23 protein-coding genes are annotated in these 20,116 nt (G+C 43.1%); 14 read left to right on the forward strand and 9 right to left on the reverse strand.

Annotation, left to right across the window (positions count from 1 at the left end; translation table 11 throughout):
* The 5 genes from RMY64_RS26245 to RMY64_RS26265 all read left to right on the forward strand — a co-directional run.
* Positions 1 to 719, forward strand: a 719-nt coding sequence (locus tag RMY64_RS26245; protein ID WP_322701545.1) for a tetratricopeptide repeat protein, incomplete at its 5' end; no start/stop codon positions are given.
* A gap of 89 nt (positions 720 to 808) precedes the next feature.
* Positions 809 to 1,030, forward strand: a complete 222-nt coding sequence (locus tag RMY64_RS26250; protein ID WP_322669491.1) for a DUF433 domain-containing protein — start codon at positions 809 to 811, stop codon at positions 1,028 to 1,030.
* Positions 1,014 to 1,349, forward strand: coding sequence for a DUF5615 family PIN-like protein (locus tag RMY64_RS26255; protein ID WP_322669490.1), 336 nt, complete (start codon positions 1,014 to 1,016; stop codon positions 1,347 to 1,349). The genes RMY64_RS26250 and RMY64_RS26255 overlap by 17 nt, the downstream gene beginning before the upstream one ends.
* A gap of 85 nt (positions 1,350 to 1,434) precedes the next feature.
* Positions 1,435 to 1,707 carry a hypothetical protein gene (locus RMY64_RS26260; protein ID WP_322669489.1) on the forward strand — a complete coding sequence of 91 codons (273 nt, stop codon included), beginning with the start codon at positions 1,435 to 1,437 and terminating at the stop codon, positions 1,705 to 1,707.
* A complete protein-coding gene (locus tag RMY64_RS26265) occupies positions 1,704 to 2,102 on the forward strand; it encodes a type II toxin-antitoxin system VapC family toxin (RefSeq protein WP_322669488.1) in 399 nt (132 codons plus the stop codon). The genes RMY64_RS26260 and RMY64_RS26265 overlap by 4 nt, the downstream gene beginning before the upstream one ends.
* Before the next feature lie 169 nt (positions 2,103 to 2,271).
* Here the strand turns inward: RMY64_RS26265 and RMY64_RS26270 are convergent, their stop codons facing one another.
* Entirely contained in the window at positions 2,272 to 2,478 is a 207-nt protein-coding gene (locus tag RMY64_RS26270; RefSeq protein ID WP_322701546.1) for a hypothetical protein, read from the reverse strand.
* A 144-nt stretch (positions 2,479 to 2,622) separates the two neighbouring features.
* A complete protein-coding gene (locus RMY64_RS26275) occupies positions 2,623 to 3,096 on the reverse strand; it encodes a DUF4385 domain-containing protein (protein ID WP_322669487.1) in 474 nt (157 codons plus the stop codon).
* 75 nt (positions 3,097 to 3,171) lie between these two features.
* Between RMY64_RS26275 and RMY64_RS26280 the strand changes: the two genes are divergently transcribed.
* Both RMY64_RS26280 and RMY64_RS26285 read left to right on the forward strand, forming a co-directional pair.
* Positions 3,172 to 3,639 carry a VOC family protein gene (locus tag RMY64_RS26280; protein ID WP_322669486.1) on the forward strand — a complete coding sequence of 156 codons (468 nt, stop codon included), beginning with the start codon at positions 3,172 to 3,174 and terminating at the stop codon, positions 3,637 to 3,639.
* Positions 3,640 to 3,667: 28 nt separating this feature from the next.
* Positions 3,668 to 3,964, forward strand: coding sequence for a hypothetical protein (locus tag RMY64_RS26285; RefSeq protein WP_292820573.1), 297 nt, complete (start codon positions 3,668 to 3,670; stop codon positions 3,962 to 3,964).
* A gap of 191 nt (positions 3,965 to 4,155) precedes the next feature.
* On the opposite strand, the gene RMY64_RS26290 is transcribed toward RMY64_RS26285, so the two are convergent.
* Positions 4,156 to 4,866, reverse strand: coding sequence for a class I SAM-dependent methyltransferase (locus RMY64_RS26290; protein ID WP_322669849.1), 711 nt, complete (start codon positions 4,864 to 4,866; stop codon positions 4,156 to 4,158).
* A gap of 45 nt (positions 4,867 to 4,911) precedes the next feature.
* On the opposite strand from RMY64_RS26290, the gene RMY64_RS26295 reads away from it, so the two are divergent.
* Positions 4,912 to 5,730 (forward strand): class I SAM-dependent methyltransferase, encoded by an 819-nt coding sequence (locus tag RMY64_RS26295; protein ID WP_322701547.1) that lies wholly within the window; start codon positions 4,912 to 4,914, stop codon positions 5,728 to 5,730.
* 169 nt (positions 5,731 to 5,899) lie between these two features.
* Positions 5,900 to 8,164 (forward strand): cation:proton antiporter, encoded by a 2,265-nt coding sequence (locus tag RMY64_RS26300; RefSeq protein WP_322701548.1) that lies wholly within the window; start codon positions 5,900 to 5,902, stop codon positions 8,162 to 8,164.
* 329 nt (positions 8,165 to 8,493) lie between these two features.
* Here RMY64_RS26300 and RMY64_RS26305 read toward each other — a convergent pair whose 3' ends face one another.
* The 5 genes from RMY64_RS26305 to RMY64_RS26325 all read right to left on the reverse strand — a co-directional run bounded on the left by RMY64_RS26305 (position 8,494) and on the right by RMY64_RS26325 (position 14,271).
* Positions 8,494 to 9,906: a TolC family protein gene (locus RMY64_RS26305; protein WP_322701549.1), complete on the reverse strand. Its 1,413-nt coding sequence runs from the start codon at positions 9,904 to 9,906 to the stop codon at positions 8,494 to 8,496.
* Between the two features lie 115 nt (positions 9,907 to 10,021).
* Positions 10,022 to 10,693 carry an ABC transporter ATP-binding protein gene (locus RMY64_RS26310; protein ID WP_322701550.1) on the reverse strand — a complete coding sequence of 224 codons (672 nt, stop codon included), beginning with the start codon at positions 10,691 to 10,693 and terminating at the stop codon, positions 10,022 to 10,024.
* A gap of 23 nt (positions 10,694 to 10,716) precedes the next feature.
* Positions 10,717 to 11,997, reverse strand: coding sequence for an ABC transporter permease (locus RMY64_RS26315; RefSeq protein ID WP_416212160.1), 1,281 nt, complete (start codon positions 11,995 to 11,997; stop codon positions 10,717 to 10,719).
* 22 nt (positions 11,998 to 12,019) lie between these two features.
* Entirely contained in the window at positions 12,020 to 13,636 is a 1,617-nt protein-coding gene (locus RMY64_RS26320; RefSeq protein ID WP_322701551.1) for an efflux RND transporter periplasmic adaptor subunit, read from the reverse strand.
* Between the two features lie 101 nt (positions 13,637 to 13,737).
* Positions 13,738 to 14,271 (reverse strand): hypothetical protein, encoded by a 534-nt coding sequence (locus RMY64_RS26325; protein ID WP_322701552.1) that lies wholly within the window; start codon positions 14,269 to 14,271, stop codon positions 13,738 to 13,740.
* A 517-nt stretch (positions 14,272 to 14,788) separates the two neighbouring features.
* Here RMY64_RS26325 and RMY64_RS26330 point away from each other — a divergent pair.
* Positions 14,789 to 15,682, forward strand: coding sequence for a tetratricopeptide repeat protein (locus RMY64_RS26330; RefSeq protein WP_322669480.1), 894 nt, complete (start codon positions 14,789 to 14,791; stop codon positions 15,680 to 15,682).
* Between the two features lie 212 nt (positions 15,683 to 15,894).
* Here the strand turns inward: RMY64_RS26330 and RMY64_RS26335 are convergent, their stop codons facing one another.
* Positions 15,895 to 16,293, reverse strand: coding sequence for a response regulator (locus RMY64_RS26335; protein ID WP_069073372.1), 399 nt, complete (start codon positions 16,291 to 16,293; stop codon positions 15,895 to 15,897).
* A 284-nt stretch (positions 16,294 to 16,577) separates the two neighbouring features.
* Between RMY64_RS26335 and gyrA the strand changes: the two genes are divergently transcribed.
* The 4 genes from gyrA (at position 16,578) to RMY64_RS26350 (ending at position 20,004) form a co-directional block, all read left to right on the forward strand.
* Positions 16,578 to 19,064: a DNA gyrase subunit A gene (gyrA, locus tag RMY64_RS26340; protein WP_322701553.1), complete on the forward strand. Its 2,487-nt coding sequence runs from the start codon at positions 16,578 to 16,580 to the stop codon at positions 19,062 to 19,064.
* Positions 19,065 to 19,073: 9 nt separating this feature from the next.
* Positions 19,074 to 19,400, forward strand: coding sequence for a hypothetical protein (locus RMY64_RS26345; RefSeq protein WP_322669478.1), 327 nt, complete (start codon positions 19,074 to 19,076; stop codon positions 19,398 to 19,400).
* Positions 19,364 to 19,531: a GNAT family N-acetyltransferase gene (locus RMY64_RS36910; protein WP_416211778.1), complete on the forward strand. Its 168-nt coding sequence runs from the start codon at positions 19,364 to 19,366 to the stop codon at positions 19,529 to 19,531. Before RMY64_RS26345 ends, RMY64_RS36910 begins: the two co-directional genes overlap by 37 nt.
* A gap of 287 nt (positions 19,532 to 19,818) precedes the next feature.
* Positions 19,819 to 20,004: a chlorophyll a/b-binding protein gene (locus tag RMY64_RS26350; protein ID WP_109009401.1), complete on the forward strand. Its 186-nt coding sequence runs from the start codon at positions 19,819 to 19,821 to the stop codon at positions 20,002 to 20,004.
* The last annotated feature ends 112 nt before the right edge of the window (positions 20,005 to 20,116 follow it).

The following is a 20,116-nucleotide window of genomic DNA, read 5'->3' on the forward strand; positions in this document are numbered from 1 at the left end:
AGCAATCCTTGGAAATAATTGAGCAGATTGGCGATGTCAAAGGTAAAGCCGCAACCCTCAACAACATGGCACTGGTATTCGCCGACCAAGGGGACATCGCAAGAGCGATCGCACTTTGGGAGCAATCCTTGGAAATAATTGAGCAGATTGGCGATGTCAAAGGTAAAGCCGCAACTCTCAACAACATGGCATTGGTATTCGCCCAACAAGGGGACATACCTAGAGCGATCGCACTCTATGAGCAAGTTGTTTTCACACTTGCACAAATAAGTGCATACAGTGATTTGGTAACAGTTCTGAGTAATTTAGGTTTAAGGGATGAAAGTAACGGTTTGGTTTACCTAGCTCAAGCAATCTGGTTGACGCTGAGAATTCAAGCACCTTTAGGACAAACCATTCAGTTAATCAGTTTTTTATATAATAAAGTGCCTCAAAGAGATGAACTAGAAGCTGTGTTAGGAGCAACGGCAATGTTCTTTTGCAGCTACCGAGGTGAAGGTCATCCCCAGTTAGAAAAACTTCAGGAGGATAGTTTCAAAATTATATTAGGTGCGGCAAATGCCCAAGGAATTGAGACGCAGGAAGCATTTGATAATTGGTATGTCCAGCAACAGCTCAACGATCGAGAATATTTCCTCCCACGACTCAATCAACGCCTAGAGGAGATTGTCGGCGATGGGTGGTTGTTTGACTGTAGTCAATTTGAGGTGGAGGAATAAGGGGAAATGCGATCGCGTTAATCTTAAATTAATCGCTCACAATCTAACCAGCTTATGCAGTCGTTCAATATTACTCTGCTATATGCGATATGGAATCTCAACTAATACAAACTTCTCCCGACATCCTTTCTGGTACACCCGTTTTCTATGGAACTCGTGTACCAGTACAAACATTGATTGATTATTTGGAAGCAGGCGATCGCCTTGATGATTTTCTAGAAGATTTTCCCACGGTGAGCCGCGTACAGGCAACTGCGTTTCTCAAGCTAGCCCTGAAAAAGGTATTATCTTCTTATGAAAGTGCTGCTTGATGAATGCCTGCCTAAGAAATTAAAGCGAGAAATCACAGGTCATGAGGTTGTGACTGTACCAGAGCAAGGATGGGCAAGTAAAAAGAATGGTGAGCTACTGCGACTAGCGAAGACAGAGTTTGATGTATTCATCACCATTGATCAAAACTTAACAGCTCAACAAAATTTGAATAATATCAACTTAGCTATAATCGTTCTCGCATCTCCCAGCAATCGTTTAGAAGTTCTCAAACCTCTGATGCCTAAAGTTCAAGAAGCTTTAGCAACGATTCAAGCAGGTGATGTGGTTACTATCAGACTGCCAGATGCGATCGCTTAGGCAACTATGATTATTGTTGGATTGCTGAGTGGGGAAATGCGATCGCGTTAATCTTAAATTAATCGCTCACAATGATAACCAGCTTATGCAGTCCTTCAATATTACTCTGCCAGATGCGATCGCTAATGCTCTCAATGCCTATATCAAAGATCAGGAAGTTTCCATACCCGCGAATGTCGTTGCAGAAATTGCTTTAGAAGATTTCCTTTGCCAACGCGGCTATTTGGTTTCACGAAAGCAAGGTCTATCTCTTACTCCTGCACCAAAGGGAAGCGGATTTAAAGATGCATCGGTAAATCACGATAAAATTCTAGCTGAACAAGCATTTTTACAGTCATTACCAGCAAACACACCTTGAGAGCCGTATTTGCTGACACTGGGCCTTTGTACGCTGCTGTAGATGTAGACGACCAATATCATGAGCGTTCACAAGCTGAACTAAAACGGATCAATACAGAAAATTTAATAATCCTAGTTCCCTTTCCTGTTTACCTGGAAACATATAATCTTTTGCTATATCGTCTTGGAGCTGAACAAGCGATTAGCTTTGCTAGAGAGTGTGGAGAAGCAGTTAATTTCGTTAATCCTTCAGAGGAGCAATATACAGCAGCAGTGGAAAAAGCTGCAAATTTTCCAGATCAACGGATTACCCTCTGCGATGCTGTCACTGCTATTTTGTCAGAGGAAATGAAGTTACCCGTGTGGACGTATGACTATCATTTCGATTTAATGCTGATTCAGGTATGGCGATAAACAATTATTGCCCAGAGAAAGGATGCGATCGCGTTAATCTTAAATTACTCGCTCACAATCTAACCAGCTTATGCAGTCCTTCAATATTACTCTACCTGATGCGATCGCTAAGGCAACTATGATTATTGTTGGATTGCTGAGTGGGGAAATGCGATCGCGTTACTCTTAATTAATCACCGACAATGTAAAAAGTTTCTGAAATCAGTCCTCTAGATTCGTTCACGAGTATCAAAGACTCGTTCACGAGTATAAAAGACTCGTCAGCGAGTATAAAATACTCATTCACGAGTATAAAAGACTCGTCAGCGAGTATCAAAGACTCGTCGGTGAGTATAAAATACTCATTCACGAGCATAAAAGACTCGTCAGCGAGCATAAAATACTCATTCACGAGTATAAAAGACTCGTTCACGAGTATAAAAGACTCATTAGCTGTTTGGTAAGGTGCGTTAGCTGTTGCTAACGTACCAAAAATATCTTGGAGGGTGCGTTAGCAAGGTAACGCACCCTACGAAAGTTACTAATCTACTTCATACATCTGTTTATGTTTGGCTAAAAGCTCTTGATATTTCTCATTTGTCTTTGCTTCTACCCACTTAGCTTTAAATATTGCTGCTGATTCCGCTTTAACTGGGTCTACTTCATAAGGAAGAATCTCTTTTTTGGAACCTGAATCTTCCGAATTCTGTTTATACTTCCTGCCGCTTTTATGATTAGCATAACGGCGAGAGCGAGTATAGCCCATTTGGATAAATTTCCGTGCCATATCTGCGCCGACAAAATCATCTTTCTCTAAATAATCAAGAAAAAGCTCGTAAATTTTCTCACTCGACTCTCTAGCAATCTCAGGAGTTTTGAACCGCCAGTAAGGAAGAATTTCTGATTTGTATGGTTCTACTAAAAGTACACCCTGCTCACCCTTCCCAACACGATAGAGTTCAGGATGTTGGCGAAAATCAATATTTTTAAAGTCTAAAGAATAATCAAAAGCCATGATAAATTTTTATTAGCAATAGTAAACTTTAAAAAAAAGTTCAACTTCTATCTAAATATTGAGATTTTGTTGATTATGCTATCTAGCACCCCATCTCTGAACAGTGTGATTGCGCCAGGAAGTCTGCGTAGAGTACATCACATTGCCCTCAACGTCAAAGATATGCAAGCCTCGCGCTATTTTTATGGCACAATCCTGGGTTTGCACGAACTCACAGGCGACGAAGTACCCGCAACTCTGGTGGAACTAGTCGCATCTGGGAAAGTAGCCAACTTCATCACTCCCGATGGTACAATTCTAGATTTATTTGGGGAACCAGAATTATCACCACCAGATCCCAATCCAGAAAAGACCTTCACTAGAGCTTACCATCTCGCCTTTGACATCGATCCGCAGTTATTCGATCGCGCGGTGACAGTAATCGGGGAAAATAAAATAGCGATCGCACATGGCCCAGTCACTCGTCCTACTGGTAGAGGAGTATATTTTTACGATCCAGATGGCTTTATGATTGAAATTCGTTGCGATCCAGAAGCTAGTTAACTTAAGGGTAATAACAAAAGTATCTACTATGACCGCGAAACTCACGCAACTATTTAAAGTCATTGAAGACACAATCACAAAACCACCAATACCCCACGAACCATACAAGCAATCATTGAAAGCCTGGGCGATGTATTGTTTGCGAGACAAAGGTTTTATAGTCGCTTATGCTCAAAATGCCGACTTTGCCATTGAAAGAAAACGTGAAGAAAAGCTATATTTCAAAGTTTCAAACAGCCCCGATGATTTAGATAATTCTTTTAACTGGATTGTTTGGGATAGTGTCACCAAAAGCGCTAGTCTCATTCCCCAAAAAATAGACTGATACCAAAATAGTCATCAAATATTTCTCTGATTTTTTAACTATTCTGATTCCTGAATTATGACTCCTGAATTATGACTAGACAACTGCTGCACAAATATTTGAGGTTAACCATGATTTTCCTAGATAGCAAGAAGTTTTACTTTATTATGACTTGACATTTTAATTACGAATTACGAATTACGAATTACGAATTACGAATTAGTGTTGGGTTTCTCAAACACCATTAAATGCTGTTGAGGTAACAAATTTTTAGTTTCCCGCCAAACCAAACCAACAGCTTGCATTTCTTTGCGGACTTGTTTTTGAGTCATTTTGTGCAGACGTTTAATCATAATAAAAGGATTTTCACCCCGATACTCAACCAGCACTACTCGGCCACCAGGTTTCAGCGCTTTCACAATTCCTTGCATCACTTCTTGAGGATACTCAAGTTCATGATAAGCATCCACCATCAAGGCTAAATCGATACTTTCAGATGGTAAGTTGGGGTTACTAAGAGTGGCTAAAATTGGCTCAACATTGGTGATATTTTTCTCTTTTTTGAACAACTCAATGATTTCCAACATTTCTGGCTGAACATCTACAGCTAACACCTTACCTGTTGTTAATAACGGCGCGATGCGAAAGCTTAAGTAACCTGTACCAGCGCCAATATCCGCCACCACATCATTAGGTTTGAGATTGAGGAGGCTGACTACCTTACTTGGCTGTTCTTCTCGCTCCCGGCTGGAACGTTCTAGCCAGCCAGCGCCAGTGTATCCCATAACTTGGGCAATTTCGCGCCCCATATAGTATTTGCCGATACCATCTGGACTGTGGATAAAACGCTGTTCGTAAACAGTGGTAGATGAAGACGCAGCTTGTACTGTCAGGGTTGGGTTCAGCAGTGAGCAACTCAACATCACAAGAAAAGTTACTATAAAGTGGAGAAAATTTGGCATTTGGTTATGACCGATCGGGATAGCTATAAGCAGCAATTAAAAGAATTTTATGGTAGTAGAACGACTTATGACCATGAGGAAGGTACTCGCCATCCTTTAGAAGCCAAAATTTTACTTGAATTTGTTCCACTACATTCGGGACAGAAAATCCTTGATGTGGCGACCGGAACGGGTTTAGTTGCAATACCCGCAGCCCAAAAAGTTGGTTCAGAGGGCAATGTGATTGGGATTGACATGACCCCTGGAATGTTGCATCAAGCAAGACTTAAAATTGCAGCAGCAAAATTACAAAATATCGAGTTGATTGAGGCGGATGCAGAATATTTAAACTTTAGCGATAGTAGTTTTGATGCTGTATTTTGCTGTGAGGCAATTGTACTTTTTCCCGATATTCTTGCTACTTTGCAAAAGTGGTATCGCTTCTTAAAAACAGGAGGGTATGTGGCATTTACCTGTCCTCCCGAAACTGCTATTATGGCATCTCTTCAGCAGAGGGTCTGCGCTAGAGTTTTGGGTGTATCACTACCACATATTCTTGAACCACTGGGAACTCCAGAAAAATGTCGTAAATTGCTTGAGCGGGCAGGTTTTAGAGATATCGAAATTAAGATTGAACCATCAGGACGTTATCACTCTCTTAGTGATAACAGATTATCGATGACAGTAATTAATATAAATTTTAAAAGCAATCCTCTGTTGTCAAAATTATCACCAGAACAATTAAATCAATTGCAAGTTGAGTACAAAGCAGAAATTGAGAAATTAGCAACCGATCGAGGTCTTTGGATAGACACTACAAAGTTCTTTGTTCGCGCTCGAAAATAAGTTGATGAGCTTTGTTCCTGAACTGACAGCTTCGGGCGATCGCACATGATAATCTTGCCGTTAATAATCACAATCACAGTTTAATCTCCTAGACCGATGTGGAAGTAAACATTTTCACGATTTACTTGAACAGCCCCTTTAAAAATTTGTAATCCACCCTTTCGACGTTATGCAAAACCTGTCCCTAATGTTAGTGCCTGTACTCGCTGCCCAGAAAGCAGCAGGTGACGGTTTAATTAAACCTCTCGGTCATCACGAGCTGCTGTTGGTGCTAGTGCAACTGTCACTATTGCTTTTGGTAGCGCGGGGATTAGGTGAGTTGATGCGCCGAATTAACCTACCGCCTGTTGTTGGAGAATTACTGGCGGGTGTGCTGCTTGGTCCTTCTTTATTTGGTTTGCTTCTTCCAGATTTACAGGCGCACATCTTTCCCAAAAGTCAAGAACAGTCTAATTTACTTTCGGTGATTTCTTGGTTAGGCGTGTTATTTTTGCTGATTGTGACTGGGTTGGAGACGGATCTCAAGCTGATTCTTCGTAAGGGTAAAACGGCTCTTTTGATTTCACTGGGCGGAATTATTATCCCGTTTATCACTGGATTTGGACTGGGCTGGCTATTGCCAGATAGTTTTTTAGCCGACCCAGAAAAGCGATTGGTATTTAGTCTATTTATCGCCACAGCAATGAGTATTTCGGCAGTCCCAGTGATTGCGAAAGTGTTGATGGACTTAAACCTGATTCGCCGTGACATTGGTCAAGTTACCTTAGCTGCTGGGATGACTGACGACACCATCGGCTGGATTTTACTTTCTGTGGTTTCAGGTTTAGCTAGTAGCGGCAAATTTGACTTTGGGACAATTTTCCATTCTGTGAGCGCGGCGATATTGTTTCTAGCGATCGCCTTTACAATTGGGCGTACCATCGTAGACCAGATATTACGGTGGGTTGATGACTATGTTGGTGGAATCGCCGCGAGTATGTCGGTTGTGCTAATTCTTTCGCTCTCGGCAGCAGCACTTACCCACGCATTAGGTCTAGAAGCAGCATTAGGTGCTTTCGTGCTGGGGATTCTAGCAGGTCAATCCCGCCGCTTTAGCAATGAAGCTGGGCACATGTTAGAAGTTTTTACAGCAAGCTTTCTAGCGCCAATTTTCTTTGCTTCAGCAGGCTTGAAAGTTAATTTACTCGCTCTGTTAGTCCCTCAAACATTGATATTTGGCTTGATTGTTCTCGCTGTCGCCTGTGTTGGCAAATTTACAGGTGCTTACCTTGGTTCTCGTGCGGGCGGCTTGAGTCATTGGGAAGGTTTGGCGATGGGTTCCGGGATGAATGCTCGCGGGGCGATGGAAATTGTCGTTGCCACCATTGGTTTATCTTTGGGAGTGCTAAATCCCCAGATGTACTCGATTATTGTCATGGTAGCGATCGTCACTTCCCTAATGGCTCCACCCCTGCTGCGCTGGTGTTTGTCGAAGGTGGTTATGGGTGAAGAGGAAGCTCGACGTTTGGAACAAGAAGAACAGGATAGCCGCAGCTTTATCAAGCAGATTCAGCGTGTCCTAATACCTACTAGTGGTGGCCCCAACATCCAACTGGCGGCACAACTAGTTGGTTACATGGCTCACCAAAACTCGATAGAAGTTACATCTCTATATGCTCTGAGTGATAAGCAACCTCAAAGCAAAGCACGGCGGATGGAGGCAACCCAAGTTAAAGATACCGCCGCAGACCTTGCTCTGACTGCTGTTACTGAGGAAATGCAGCTACCTGCTGATACCACCCTGCAAACAAAAACGGAGTCGGGGCGTAATAAAGCGGAGGTAATTTTGAATGAAGCAAACAAAAACTATGACTTGATTGTATTGGGAGCTTCAGAACAGATCCGCCCCCAGAAAGCATTGTTTAATTTGCTCGTCGATCGGGTTGTCCAAGAAGCACCTTGTGCAACGATGGTGGTAAAGTCGCATCTACCCCAACCGAAAGGCGAGATATGCAAAATTCCTCAACAACAGATCAAGAAGATTTTGGTGCCAACGGTGGGGACAGAATATAGTAAAAATGCCGTAGAGATGGCAAGTACGATCGCAGCTCAAACCGGGGCATTAGTTACGATCGTTAACGTAATTAATTTGCCACAGGTTGAGTATATTCTTTACGAACAGCGATCGTTAGCTCCAGTCAAGGAAATTGCTCACGATATGCTCGAACAGCAAGCAGAAATTGCCCGCAATCTGGGTGCTGATGTCAAAACCTATATTCTTCAAGGAACCAGCCCAGAAAAGGAAATCCTCAAGTTTGCCAAAACTCAGGAAGTTGACTTAATTCTTCTAGGGAGTAGTATCCGCATGGTTACGGGTCGCGTTTTCTTCGGTCATAGAGTCGATACAATTCTGAGTAAAGCCCATTGCCCAGTAGCAGTAATTACTGTACCTTAAGAGTGCTGAGTGTTGAGTGCTAAGTGCTGAGTGCTGAGTACTAAGTATAAACCCAGTTGCTCTAAAGCTTTGAGCAATCAACACTGTCCTAATACCAATTGGAACAAAGAATGCGACAAATAAACCATTTGTAGAGACGCGATAAATCGCGTCTTTATCCCAGAATATGTTCCAATCATTAATTGAATTGGTATAGCATATCTGACTACAGCTATACATTTATTTCATAGACATTGCAAAAAAGAATGTAGAGACGTAGCAGTGCTATGTCTCTACAAGAGTTATAGATAACGCATATTTAATTTCACCAGATGTCTAATAATTTGATCTTAGCGCGAAGCTCTGGATGTTACCGATCTTTGTAAATTAGCTAGAGCGCGATTGTAATCCAAAATAGCTGCAACTCGATTACCTTCTGCTCTTGTCAGGTCATTTTCAGCATCAATTACCTCTGTTTGAGTACCCACACCAGCTTGGAACCTCAACCTTGCTAAATTCAGAGCTTCCCTGGCTTGATTTAAAGCCACACTAGAAGTCTGCACGTTATTTAAATTGGATTGCAATTGAGCATAATACTGTTCTACATCAAAACGAATTTGGTCGCGCTGGCTAGCAAATTGAGTCTCTGCGATCGCAATATTAGCTCTCGATTGAGCCGCTCTTGCTCTTGCTGCTCCTCCTTCAAATAAAGTTAGATTGCCTTGAAGTCCTACTGAATAGCCATCAGTAATGCTCGCGCCATCATTATACCGATCTAGCAGATTGTAGTTGCCCACCAAACTAACTTGCGGCCCTAGCTGTGAAAGTGCCTGTCGTCGCTGTTGCTCAGAAATATTACGTTGTGCTAATTGCTGTTGCAACTCTGGACGATTTTGAAACGCTTGGACAATACTTTGTTCTACCGTCTGCGACCAAAGACCCGCTAATTGTACGGGATCTGAGGCAGCGATATCAACTGACTGCGACAAACTTAACAACGTAGCAAGCTGACGACGGGCAATTTGCTGCTGTGAGATCGCATTAGTCAGTTGTTGTTGGGAGTTTGCTAAATTCACCTGAGCTTGCAGCACATCGAACCGCGTACCCACTCCAGCCTGTTCTCTTGCTTGAGTATCCCGTAAACTAGCCTGGGCATTAATCACAGCAGACTGATTAATTCTTACTAGTTGATCTGCTTGTTGCAAATTGTAGTATTGAGTGGTCGCATTCAAGCTAATTGTCAAAGACTGACTTTCAACATTTAACTCATCTACCCGTAGCTGTTCTTCTGCGGCTCGGATAGCCGCTAGTGTGTTCCCAGAACTATAGAGATTATAATTTAGTTGGGCTGAACCATTAAAAGAGGTGCTGGCTTGAGATGAATTGTTACTAAAACCATTACCACTATTAGTCACACTACTGTTTATTCCCAAAGTCGGAAATAAGGCAGCTTGAGACTCGCGTAGCGCCGAGCGACTGCGTTCTAGCTGTAATATAGCTACCTGTAAGTCTCGATTGTTGCGTTTTGCTAGTTCCAAAGCTTGTGCCAAACTGATTGGCACAGTTCCCTGAATCCTTACTTCCTCCGGTTTAGTTGGAAATTGCAGAGGGTTGGGATTGGGGTTGAGGCGATCGGGAACTTGTACAGAGCTTGAAGAATTCTGTGCTTTTAGTGGAGTTGCTGCACTTACTGCATTTGGAAGAAGAATCGCCAACGCGACAGTAACCCAGGCAGAATGCACGAAGAATAAGCTGAAATTCATAATCTAGATATAGTCATTAATTAGGTTTTTTGAGGATATAATTAAAAGTTTTCATCCTGATTGACCTAAGATGTTTAAATCTTAAATTCCTCCTTAGAAGGTTAATCTTAACAAATTAGCCGACAATCAAACCATCTTGAACTCGAATAATCCTTTGGGTTTGAGCAGCGATATCAGGTTCATGAGTGACAATCACAATTGTGATCCCTTGGTCATTAAGTTCAGTCAGTAAATTCATCACCTCATGGGAAGTTTCAGTATCTAAAGCTCCTGTTGGCTCATCTGCCAAAACTAATGCAGGTCGGTTAACCAAAGCACGAGCGATCGCTACTCGTTGCTGTTGTCCGCCAGAGAGTTGACTAGGACGGTTAGCGATGCGTCCCCCTAGTCCTACTTTTTCTAAGGCTTCTAATGCCCTTTCCCGACGTTTTGGCTTGGGTAAATTGGCGTAAACCATTGGTAACATCACGTTTTCCAACGCTGTTGCCCGCGCCAATAGGTTAAATTGTTGGAAAACAAAACCTATCCTTTGGTTGCGGATATAGGCTAATTCATCATCATCAAAAGTCGTCAGGTTTCTGCCTTCAAAAATATAGTCTCCAGTTGTCGGACGATCCAGACATCCCAAAATATTCATCAGCGTGGATTTACCCGAACCTGACGCACCCATGATTGAGACATATTCCCCTTCCTCAATAGAAAGTTGAATTCCCTTGAGTATGGGAACACTAACTTCTCCCAAGTGGTATGTTTTAGTAATAGATTCCATCCAAATCATTGTTGGCATAAGAATTACGAATTACGAATTATTTAGTCGCTTCTTAAAGCGTTGATCGGATCTAATTTAGATGCGTTCCGTGCTGGAATTACCCCAGCGATTAAGCCAACGGTTAACGAGAGTACAAAGCCAGCAACGATTGATAAGAAAGAAATTACAAACGGGAATTTGAAAACGTTTGCAGCCACAAAGGCTAATAAAACGCCAGTCACCATCCCAATACCTCCGCCGACAATGGAAATGACGATCGCTTCCGCTAAAAATTGATTGAGAATGGCAGAATTAGTGGCTCCTACGGCTTTACGAATCCCGATTTCCCGCGTCCGCTCGACCACAGAAACTAGCATAATGTTAGCAATACCAATGCCACCAACAACCAGAGAAATTCCAGCGATCGCTACCACCATGACTGTAAATAAACCCACAATACTAGTAAAGGTACTAACAATATCAGCTTGATTAGTCAGCCGAAAATCATCAGCTTGTGGCGGATAAATGTTATGACGCAATCGTAAAAGATTGGTGACTTGAAACTGAGCGGCTTCTAACTGCTCCTGATTCGCGCCTTTGACTAAAATTCCACTTACAGAAACGCCTACCAGGGCATTATTTCCAACTAGTCTCTTCGACATACTAGTTAGAGGAATAAAAATCTGGTCATCTCGATCCATTGGCCCCTGAGCGCCTTTAGGTTCCATCACCCCAATTACTTCATAAGCCTCTCCCTGAATCCGAATTCTCTCACCGATCGGATTTACACCTTGTGCAAAGAGTGTTTTTTGAACTGTGGGGCCAAGAATGGCAAGCTGTGCAGCAGTATCTAGTTCTTCCTGAGTAAAATATCTCCCTTGTTGGGGGTGAGTATTTCTGACTTCTGGGTAGTTCAAATCAGTGCCATAAATGGTTGTTGAGGTGTTCTGTCCTGCATAGACAACTTGGGCAGTCCGTTGGAGATAAGCAGAAACCAGCTGTGCTGATGGCGCTTGTGTAGCGATCGCTTTCGCATCTTCCCAGGTCAAGGTACTGCTAGAACCTACTCCTTGACGGACATTTCCGCTTCTTGCCGCACCCGCCAAGATTTGGATGACATCTGTACCCAATGCTTGGATCTGCTGCTCAACTCCTTTTTGTACTCCCTGACCGACAGAAGTAATGGCAATAACTGAAGAAATCCCAATAATCACGCCTAACATAGTTAGACCTGTGCGTAATTTGTTACTCCACAGAGTTTCCGCCGCCATTGTCAAGATTTCCAGCAATGGTACTGTGCGGGTATTCTTCGCTTTGTAAAAGCCCTTAAATATCTTAAACATAATGTTTTATTTAAAACTAACTTTAAGGGGAACCACTGCCTTGAGAACGACCACCACCGCCAGAACTGCCGCCGGAACGACCTCCGCCGCCACCTGCTCCTCTTCCTCCGCCTCCGCCGGCTCCTCCGCCTCCACCTAAACCAGGGAAAACTCCTCCTCTTGGTGTTGATTGCGGACGCGATCCTGGTGGGAAACTGAGTAATACTCTTTCGTCTCCTGTCAATCCAGACTTAACTTCGGTAAAGTTATTCGCGGTGACGCCAGTCTCAATGCGAGTGAACACAGGTCTGTTATTTTTTCCTTGCACAAACACCCCTGTGGCATTTTCTTGACGAACCACCGAGGCTGTTGGCACTACTAAAACATTTTGAACTTGACCGACTTGAAAATCCACTTCTGCATTCATCCCAGACCGCAATAGTCTTTGAGGGTCTAAAAGTGATACTCTTACTTCAAAACTGGTGACGTTTTGCTCTACTATTGCTTGGGCAGCAATTTGGCTGACTTTACCTTCAAAGGTTTTTCCTGGGTAGGCATCTGCTTTAATCGAGACTTTTTGACCAAGGCTGATTTTGGAAATATTTGTTTCCGCTAAATTGGCGACAACTTCATTTGTGGAAGCTAAAGACAAGATTGAAGAAGAAGAAGAAGAAGCTACTTCACTACTAGCAGTTGTCGGTGTCACGAAAGCGCCTGGATCGGCAAACTTCTTTGTCACCACACCATCAAAGGGTGCGCGAATGATCGTGTCGTTGATTTCAGCTTGGATGTTTTGCAGCGAACCACGAGCTGATGTTACTTGGGCACGAGCGGCATTAATATCTTCTTGGCGCGTTCCGGCTTTCAGGAGTGCCAAAGCTTGCTGTCTCTGCTTCACCACAGCTCGTGCTTGCTCGATATCTTCTGGACGTGACCCGGCTTTTTGCAGAGCCAGTGCTTGCTGTGCTTCATTTACATTCGCTTGGGCGCTGTCACGATTAGAACGGTTTTGGTTGAGAGTCTGAAGGGAAATACCACCTGCATTGTAAAGTTGCTGATTGCGAGCAAAATCATCTTCTGCTTGGCGAAGGGCGGCTTGAGCGCTTTGCAAGCGTGCCTGTGCTTGGGCAACATCTTGAGAACGATTACCTGCGATCGCTTTTTGCAAATTCGCTTCGGCTTCGTCTAATGCTCCTTGTGATTGGGCAATATCTTGAGGACGATTACCTGCGATCGCTTTTTGCAAATTCGCCTCGGCTTGTGCCAATTGCCCTTGAGCGGAGGTAAGTTGCCCCCGGAGGTTGGAATCATCCATGTAAGCGACAATCTGTCCTTGTTTGACGATATCTCCTTCCTTCACCAGCAGTGTTTTCAAGATGCCAGAATTTTTCGGGCTGAGGTTGATTGACCGCTCAGGTTTCACCGTTCCGTTCGCTGAAACTGTAATTGTTAAACTCTGCCTTTCTACAGGCCTTGTCAGCACTCTGCGTCTGGCTTCTTGACGAGGAGCAACCGTTACTTGGTAATAAACGGCATAGCCAATTCCACCCAAAAGGCAAAGAGCTATTAGCCAAGAGAGCCAATTACGTCTGCTCTTTTTTTTCTTTACCTCTGGAACCAAAACTGGGGAATCTACGGTATTTTGTGTATCAATTTTCATATCCATTTTGTCTATAAAGAACGGCTACCGAGCTAGTTATTCACGGCTAAAACTATAGCCTGGTAGCCTAATACTGACAATGATTTTGAGTTTTTAGTGTTTTAAAGGTTTATTTGCAGTACTAATCCACTAGGAAGTCTGAAGTAATCATCATGCACTCTCACTAATCTCCCAGCAGGAACAATTTCTTGATTGGGAAGCAGAATATCCCCGTTAGGAAGTCTGAAATAACCTCGATCGCGCAGTCTGACTACGGATCTAGCAGGAATAATTTGCCCATTGGGATATCTGATATCACCATTACCAAGTCTGACTACTCTGCTATTAAATTGGTTGTCACGATTCCAATTATCCCGATCTCTAGGATTTCTGACTTCTACAGGATATGTTCTGCGATCGCGGTTCCAATTATCCCTGTCTCTAGAGTTTCTGACTTCTCTAGAATTGGATCTGCCGTCGCGGTTCCAATTATCTCTGGCTCTAGAATTGGATCTGCCGTCGCGATCCCAATCTCGATCGCGATCGCCACCAACGTAGACTTTCGTCTGGGCACTTGCAGGGGCAGTCAAGAGAGTGGGAACAAGAATCAGGGCAGCAGCAGCTAATACAATCGATATACGGTTTGGTTTCAACATGAAATCAACTCCTTATTTACATTAAAGTTCTATTCTGCTGATGTATGGATTAAGCAATTTTAGACAGTTGCTTTTTTTTGATATCAAAGTGTTTAATATTTACCTCATCGTATAAATTCATACATAATAATTATCATTCAAAACATCCAAACTGATGTATGACCAAAGTCACTAGTAATTCCAGACTGATGTATGACCAAAGTCATCAATTGTTTAATGGGTATGGGGGGGCATGGGGCATTGGGCGTTAGGAGTGCTGAGTGCTGAGTTAGGAGTTAGGAGTTAGGAGTTAGGAGTTAGGAGTTAAGAGTTAGGAGTTTTGTTTATCTCCTTGTCCCCTTGTCCCCTAACTCCCTCACTCGCTCACTCGCTCACTCCCTCATCTCCCTGCTCCCCTGCTCCCCCTGCTTCCTGCTCCTGCCTCCTGCCTTTCTTTATAAGATTTTGCTACCGCCAACAGCGCAGATCGTTTAAGCTAGCTGAAAGATTCTTTGATTAGTGGCTTAAAGGCGGTAGTGTGCCTAAACATATTCGTTTGATTTCTCTTTTAATGGTCTGTAGTTTATGGAGTATGCCAAAAGCCGCTAACGCGCAGGCATTAATACCCCATACATTGCAACTAGATGCGACAAAGTTAGAAAAGCAGGGGTTGAGCTTGGCACAAGAGGCGGCTCAACTAGCTCAGTTTCAACAGGTTGACTTAGCTTTGCCACGAGCGCGGCTGGCTAGTCAACTGGCTCCTGGGAATGATAAAGTGTGGTTGCTGTTGGGTGGATTGCAGTTGCAATCCAAAGAGTTTGATGGCGCGATCGCTAGTCTGAAAAAAGCGCAATCTCTTAACCCCAAAAATGGTGATATTTTGTTTGCTTTGGGTTCAGCAAATTTTCAGCAGAAAAATTACCAGGCTGCTGTTGTCAATTATCAAGATGGTTTGAAGTTAAAACCCAACGATCCAGAGGGATTATTTGATTTGGGTAATGCTTATTATTTGCTGGGTAAATTGCCAGATGCGATCGCACAGTATGATAAAGCCGTCTCCCAAGATAAAAAGTTCTGGCCCGCACTCAACAACATTGGCTTAATCAACTACGAACAGGGTAATATCCCTGAAGCAATTAAGCGATGGCAATCTGCTGTAACCCTTGAAAAACAAGCGGCAGAACCTTTATTGGCCTTGGCAGTGGCACTCTATACTAAAGGCGATCGCCAACAAGGACTAACCTTGGGAGAAACTGCACTCCGTATCGATTCGCGCTATGCTAATTTAAATTTCCTCAAAGAAAATCTTTGGGGCGATCGTCTACTGTCTGATACGAAAAAATTCCTAGAATTACCACGTATTCAAGCAGCCATACAGCAACGAGAAAACTCATCATCAGCGCCTACGCCTAGAAAACAGCCGACTCAATAAAAGTCTAAGTTAGGAGTTAGGAGTTAGAAGTTAAAAGTTAGGAGTTAAAAGTTAAATATTTCAACTCCTCACTCATAACTCCTAACTGTCCTATTGCCACTTGCCTAATAGTACCTTCTCGTAGTACATCTATACTAGATAAATACAGGAATTAGTTGCCTAAAAACATTTGCGGGCAAGTATTCCTGAAAATAAGTCGTTAATTTTCAGTGTTAGTCTGTGGGTAGAAGTGCGATGATTTGGTCAACGAACTGTTGATGGTCAACAACTGGCTTAGAAATGTAGCCATCAGCACCGCTTTGCTTGAGAAAGTTCTCGCGATCGCCTTCCATAGCATGGGCTGTCACCAGAATCACAGGTAAGTTTGCTGTTTTTGGATCGGATTTTAACATTTGTGTAATCTTAATTCCATCAACAGACTTGCCTTGGTAAACACTTCTGGAGAGAGAAACATCCATTAAAATCAGGTCGGCTTCTCCTGATTGGGCAATTTTGATGACTTCTTCCACATTTTCAGTGTGTTTTACACCCAAGCCACCACGCTTGGACAAAATTTTGGAAAAAACACGAGCATTAATTAGATCGTCTTCGACAATTAAAACAGTTTTCATGAGAATTTTAGTTATAGAGGTGAGGATATTCAAGAATTTCAGAATTCAAAATTAAAGATTTGCAATCATGGAAAGTATCATGGCTACTAAGTTTATGTAGATTATACTCGTGTGCATCCTTTTTAATAGTCAAGTGCATCTTCGTCATCAAGGATGATAGTACTGCTTTTTCTTCTGTGACTATCAAAATTTTGTTATGAATCTCATTTCATCCGTTATGCTGTGGTTGCCGCAGTGTTGAGTTCCATCGGTTTTTGTGTAGTTAAATTTCAGGGAAAAAACTCATGGCAAAACAGTTAAACCTTCTCTCAACGGGACAGGTAATTCCAACAGCCCTGCACACCGAGATGCAACGGTCTTATCTAGAATATGCCATGAGCGTGATTGTCGGGCGAGCGCTACCAGACGTGCGTGATGGCTTAAAACCAGTGCATCGGCGCATTTTGTATGCAATGCACGAACTCGGTTTAGTACCAGATAGACCCTATCGAAAATGTGCCCGTGTAGTGGGTGATGTGTTGGGTAAATACCATCCCCACGGCGACCAATCAGTTTACGATGCTTTAGTTAGGCTGGTGCAGGATTTTTCTAGCCGCTATCCCTTGCTGGCAGGACACGGTAACTTTGGCAGCGTCGATAATGACCCGCCAGCGGCGATGCGTTACACAGAAACGCGCCTCGCACCGATCAGCCATGAGGGAATGCTGACAGAAATTGGTGAAGAAACTGTGGAATTTGTCGGGAACTTTGATAATTCCCAGCAAGAACCAACGGTGTTACCTGCTCAGTTGCCGTTTCTGTTACTCAATGGCTGTTCTGGTATTGCCGTGGGAATGGCGACAAATGTACCACCCCACAATTTGGGGGAAGTTGTCGATGGGTTAATTGCTTTAATCGACAACCCAGATTTGCCAGATGAAAAATTATTTGAGCTAATTCCAGGGCCAGATTTTCCCACTGGTGGGGAAATAGTTGGTGAAGCTGGAATTCGGGAAGCGTACACCACTGGTAAAGGTGGAATTCTGCTGCGGGGAGTCGCAACTCTAGAGGAAATTCCAGCAGCTAGGGGAAACAAGCGCCGGACGGCAATTATCATTACAGAATTGCCTTATCAAGTGAATAAGGCTGCCTGGATTGAGAAGGTAGCGGACTTAGTAAATCAAGGACGCTTGCAAGGAATTTCCGATCTTCGAGATGAGAGCGATCGCGAAGGTATGCGGGTGGTAATTGAACTCAAACGCGATACCAATCCCCAAGAAGTTCTCCAGAATTTATATCACCAAACTGCTTTACAAATGACTTTTGGGGCGATTCTGCTGGCAATAGTGGATGGACAACCCCGCCAGTTAAGTTTGCGTCAACTGTTGCAGGAGTTTTTGAGATTCCGAGAAGAAACGCTGAACCGTCGCTACAATTACGAGTTGGGTAAGGCCCAAAGTCGCGTGCATTTGGTAGAAGGTTTGCTGAAAGCGCTGTCTAATTTGGATGAGGTAATTCAAATTTTGCGCCAAGCTCCCGATGGGAGTACGGCAAAAATTAACCTTTGTAGCCGACTGGATTTGAGTGAGGTACAAGGAGATGCAATTCTAGCTATGCCGTTGCGTCGCCTCACTAGTTTAGAACAGCAAAATTTGCAGCAGGAATTTGAGCAGATCAGCGAACAAATTAGTTTATTGGAGCAATTACTCAACGATCGCCGCGAATTATTGAAGGCGCTGAAAAAAGATTTGCGATCGCTCAAGCGTAAGTACAGCGATCCCCGACGCACGAAAATTGCAGAGGAGCAAAAGTCTAGGGCAGAGGAGCAGAGGGGCAGAGGCGCAGAGGAGGAGGAACTTAAATCTTCTGAACCAGTAGAGGAAGCTATTTTAGAATTTACTCAACGAGGTTATGTTCGCCGCACCCAGGCATCTGGGAGAAAGTCAAAAGCTGAAAATGGTCTACACGATCATGACTTCATTATCCAAACTGTGTTGACCGACACAGGGAAAGACTTGCTAATACTAACTGGTGGTGGCAAAGTGTATCCGGTGAATGTCGGAGAAATTCCCCTAACGACTGGGCGTTCTCCACGGGGAAAACCTTTGATCGCTATGCTCAGTAGTACTGCTCAAGGCACTCAAGAAGCTGTGGTCAGCCGCTTTTTACTGCCGGAAAACTTCGAAAATAGGCAGATGATTCTCCTAACAAAACAGGGAAGAATTAAGCGTCTGTCTCTGGGAGAATTGACTAACCTGACTCGGCGCGGAATCACAATTTTGAAGCTCAAAGATGATGATGAATTGTCATTCACCCAGTTCACCGCTCCAGGGGAGCATCTGATTTTAGCTAGTTCCGGTGGGCGAATGTTGCGCTTTGCAGTCAATGATGAACAATTGCCGGTCATGGGACGCACAGCAATGGGTTTACAAGCATTTCGACTATTGAGAAATCAGCAAATGGTTGGCTGTGTCACTGTCGGTAAAGATGACCAACTGTTGCTAGTTACTCAAGAAGGATATGCCAAGCGGATGGCTGCGAGTCAGTTAAGAGCGGCTAATCGCGGTGATTTAGGCACGCAAGCGCTGAAATTTGCTAGCAAAACTGACAACTTAGCTGGTATGGTGATGGCGATCGCATCTGGCGAGATAGCTTTAGTAACGAATAAGGAGCGGGTCGTACGGATACCTGTGGAAACAGTGCCGCTCTTAGGTAGAGATGTCAAAGGTGAAAGCATCCTCCAACTCAACCGCGATGAAAAAATCATCACCGTGGCGGAAGTGCGATCGTAAATTAAGGTGATGTTCAACTTGCGACAAGCCAACTTGCAGGATTTAGAGGCGCTAATCCAAATGCGTCTCGAACTCCTGCGGGAAGCTGGCGAAATTAAAGGTAATTCTGACACCACAAACCTAGCAAAAGCAACTCGAAGATATCTTGGCGAAAAAATGCCGACGGGTGAGTTTTTAGCTTGGGTAGCTGAAGTGGATAGTCAAATTGTTGCCACTAACGGCTTGGTATTTTTTCAACGGCCCCCTTACAATCGCAATCTCTCAGGCTTAGAAGGCTACAGAACGTTTATACGATTCCGATGTGGCGAGGACACGGAATTGCAACAGCATTATTAAAGGAAATTATCAGCTTTGTGAGAGCAACTGAGGCAAAACGCCTCTGGCTTCACACCACTGAGGATAGTAAACATATCTACGAGAAGCTTGGTTTGGTCTCGACTGCAAAAGAAATGGAAATTGTCTGGTAGTAACTTAAATTCTCAATAATTTTTTTATTTTAAAAGGCAAAATATATTGAAAATCAAGCAATTTAACTAAATTAATGAGATTTTTATCAAGCTAAAAGTCTGAATAACATTTCTCTATCTCAGAAACTCTTACTGAAGGCTGATGTTTTAGTCTGTATAAATAGCTATTTATATTTATGTCAAGCTATGGAAACAAAAATATAAAAAATGTTGCCTTTATGAAAATATTTGTTATATTAGTTTACATAAGGCAATAAACATTAAAAATTGAATTTGGAGTTCTAACCATGACAAATGCAACCACAACAAAAGTCACTACTCCCGTAATTGAAGATCGCAACGCTTGGCGTTGGGGCTTTACCCCACAAGCAGAAATTTGGAACGGTCGCTTGGCAATGATTGGCTTTTTAGCAGCCGTTTTGGTTGAGCTTTTTTCTGGTCAAGGCTTTCTACATTTTTGGGGCATCCTATAATAAGTTTTAATATTTAAGATGACCTATAAATAAAAAAACCTGGAGTGCTAATTCACTACCAGGTTTTATTTTTTTGTCATTTGTCAGTTGTCATTTGTCATTTGCTTATTCA

This window comes from Nostoc sp. DedQUE08, assembly GCF_034530895.1.
Classification (GTDB): domain Bacteria; phylum Cyanobacteriota; class Cyanobacteriia; order Cyanobacteriales; family Nostocaceae; genus Nostoc.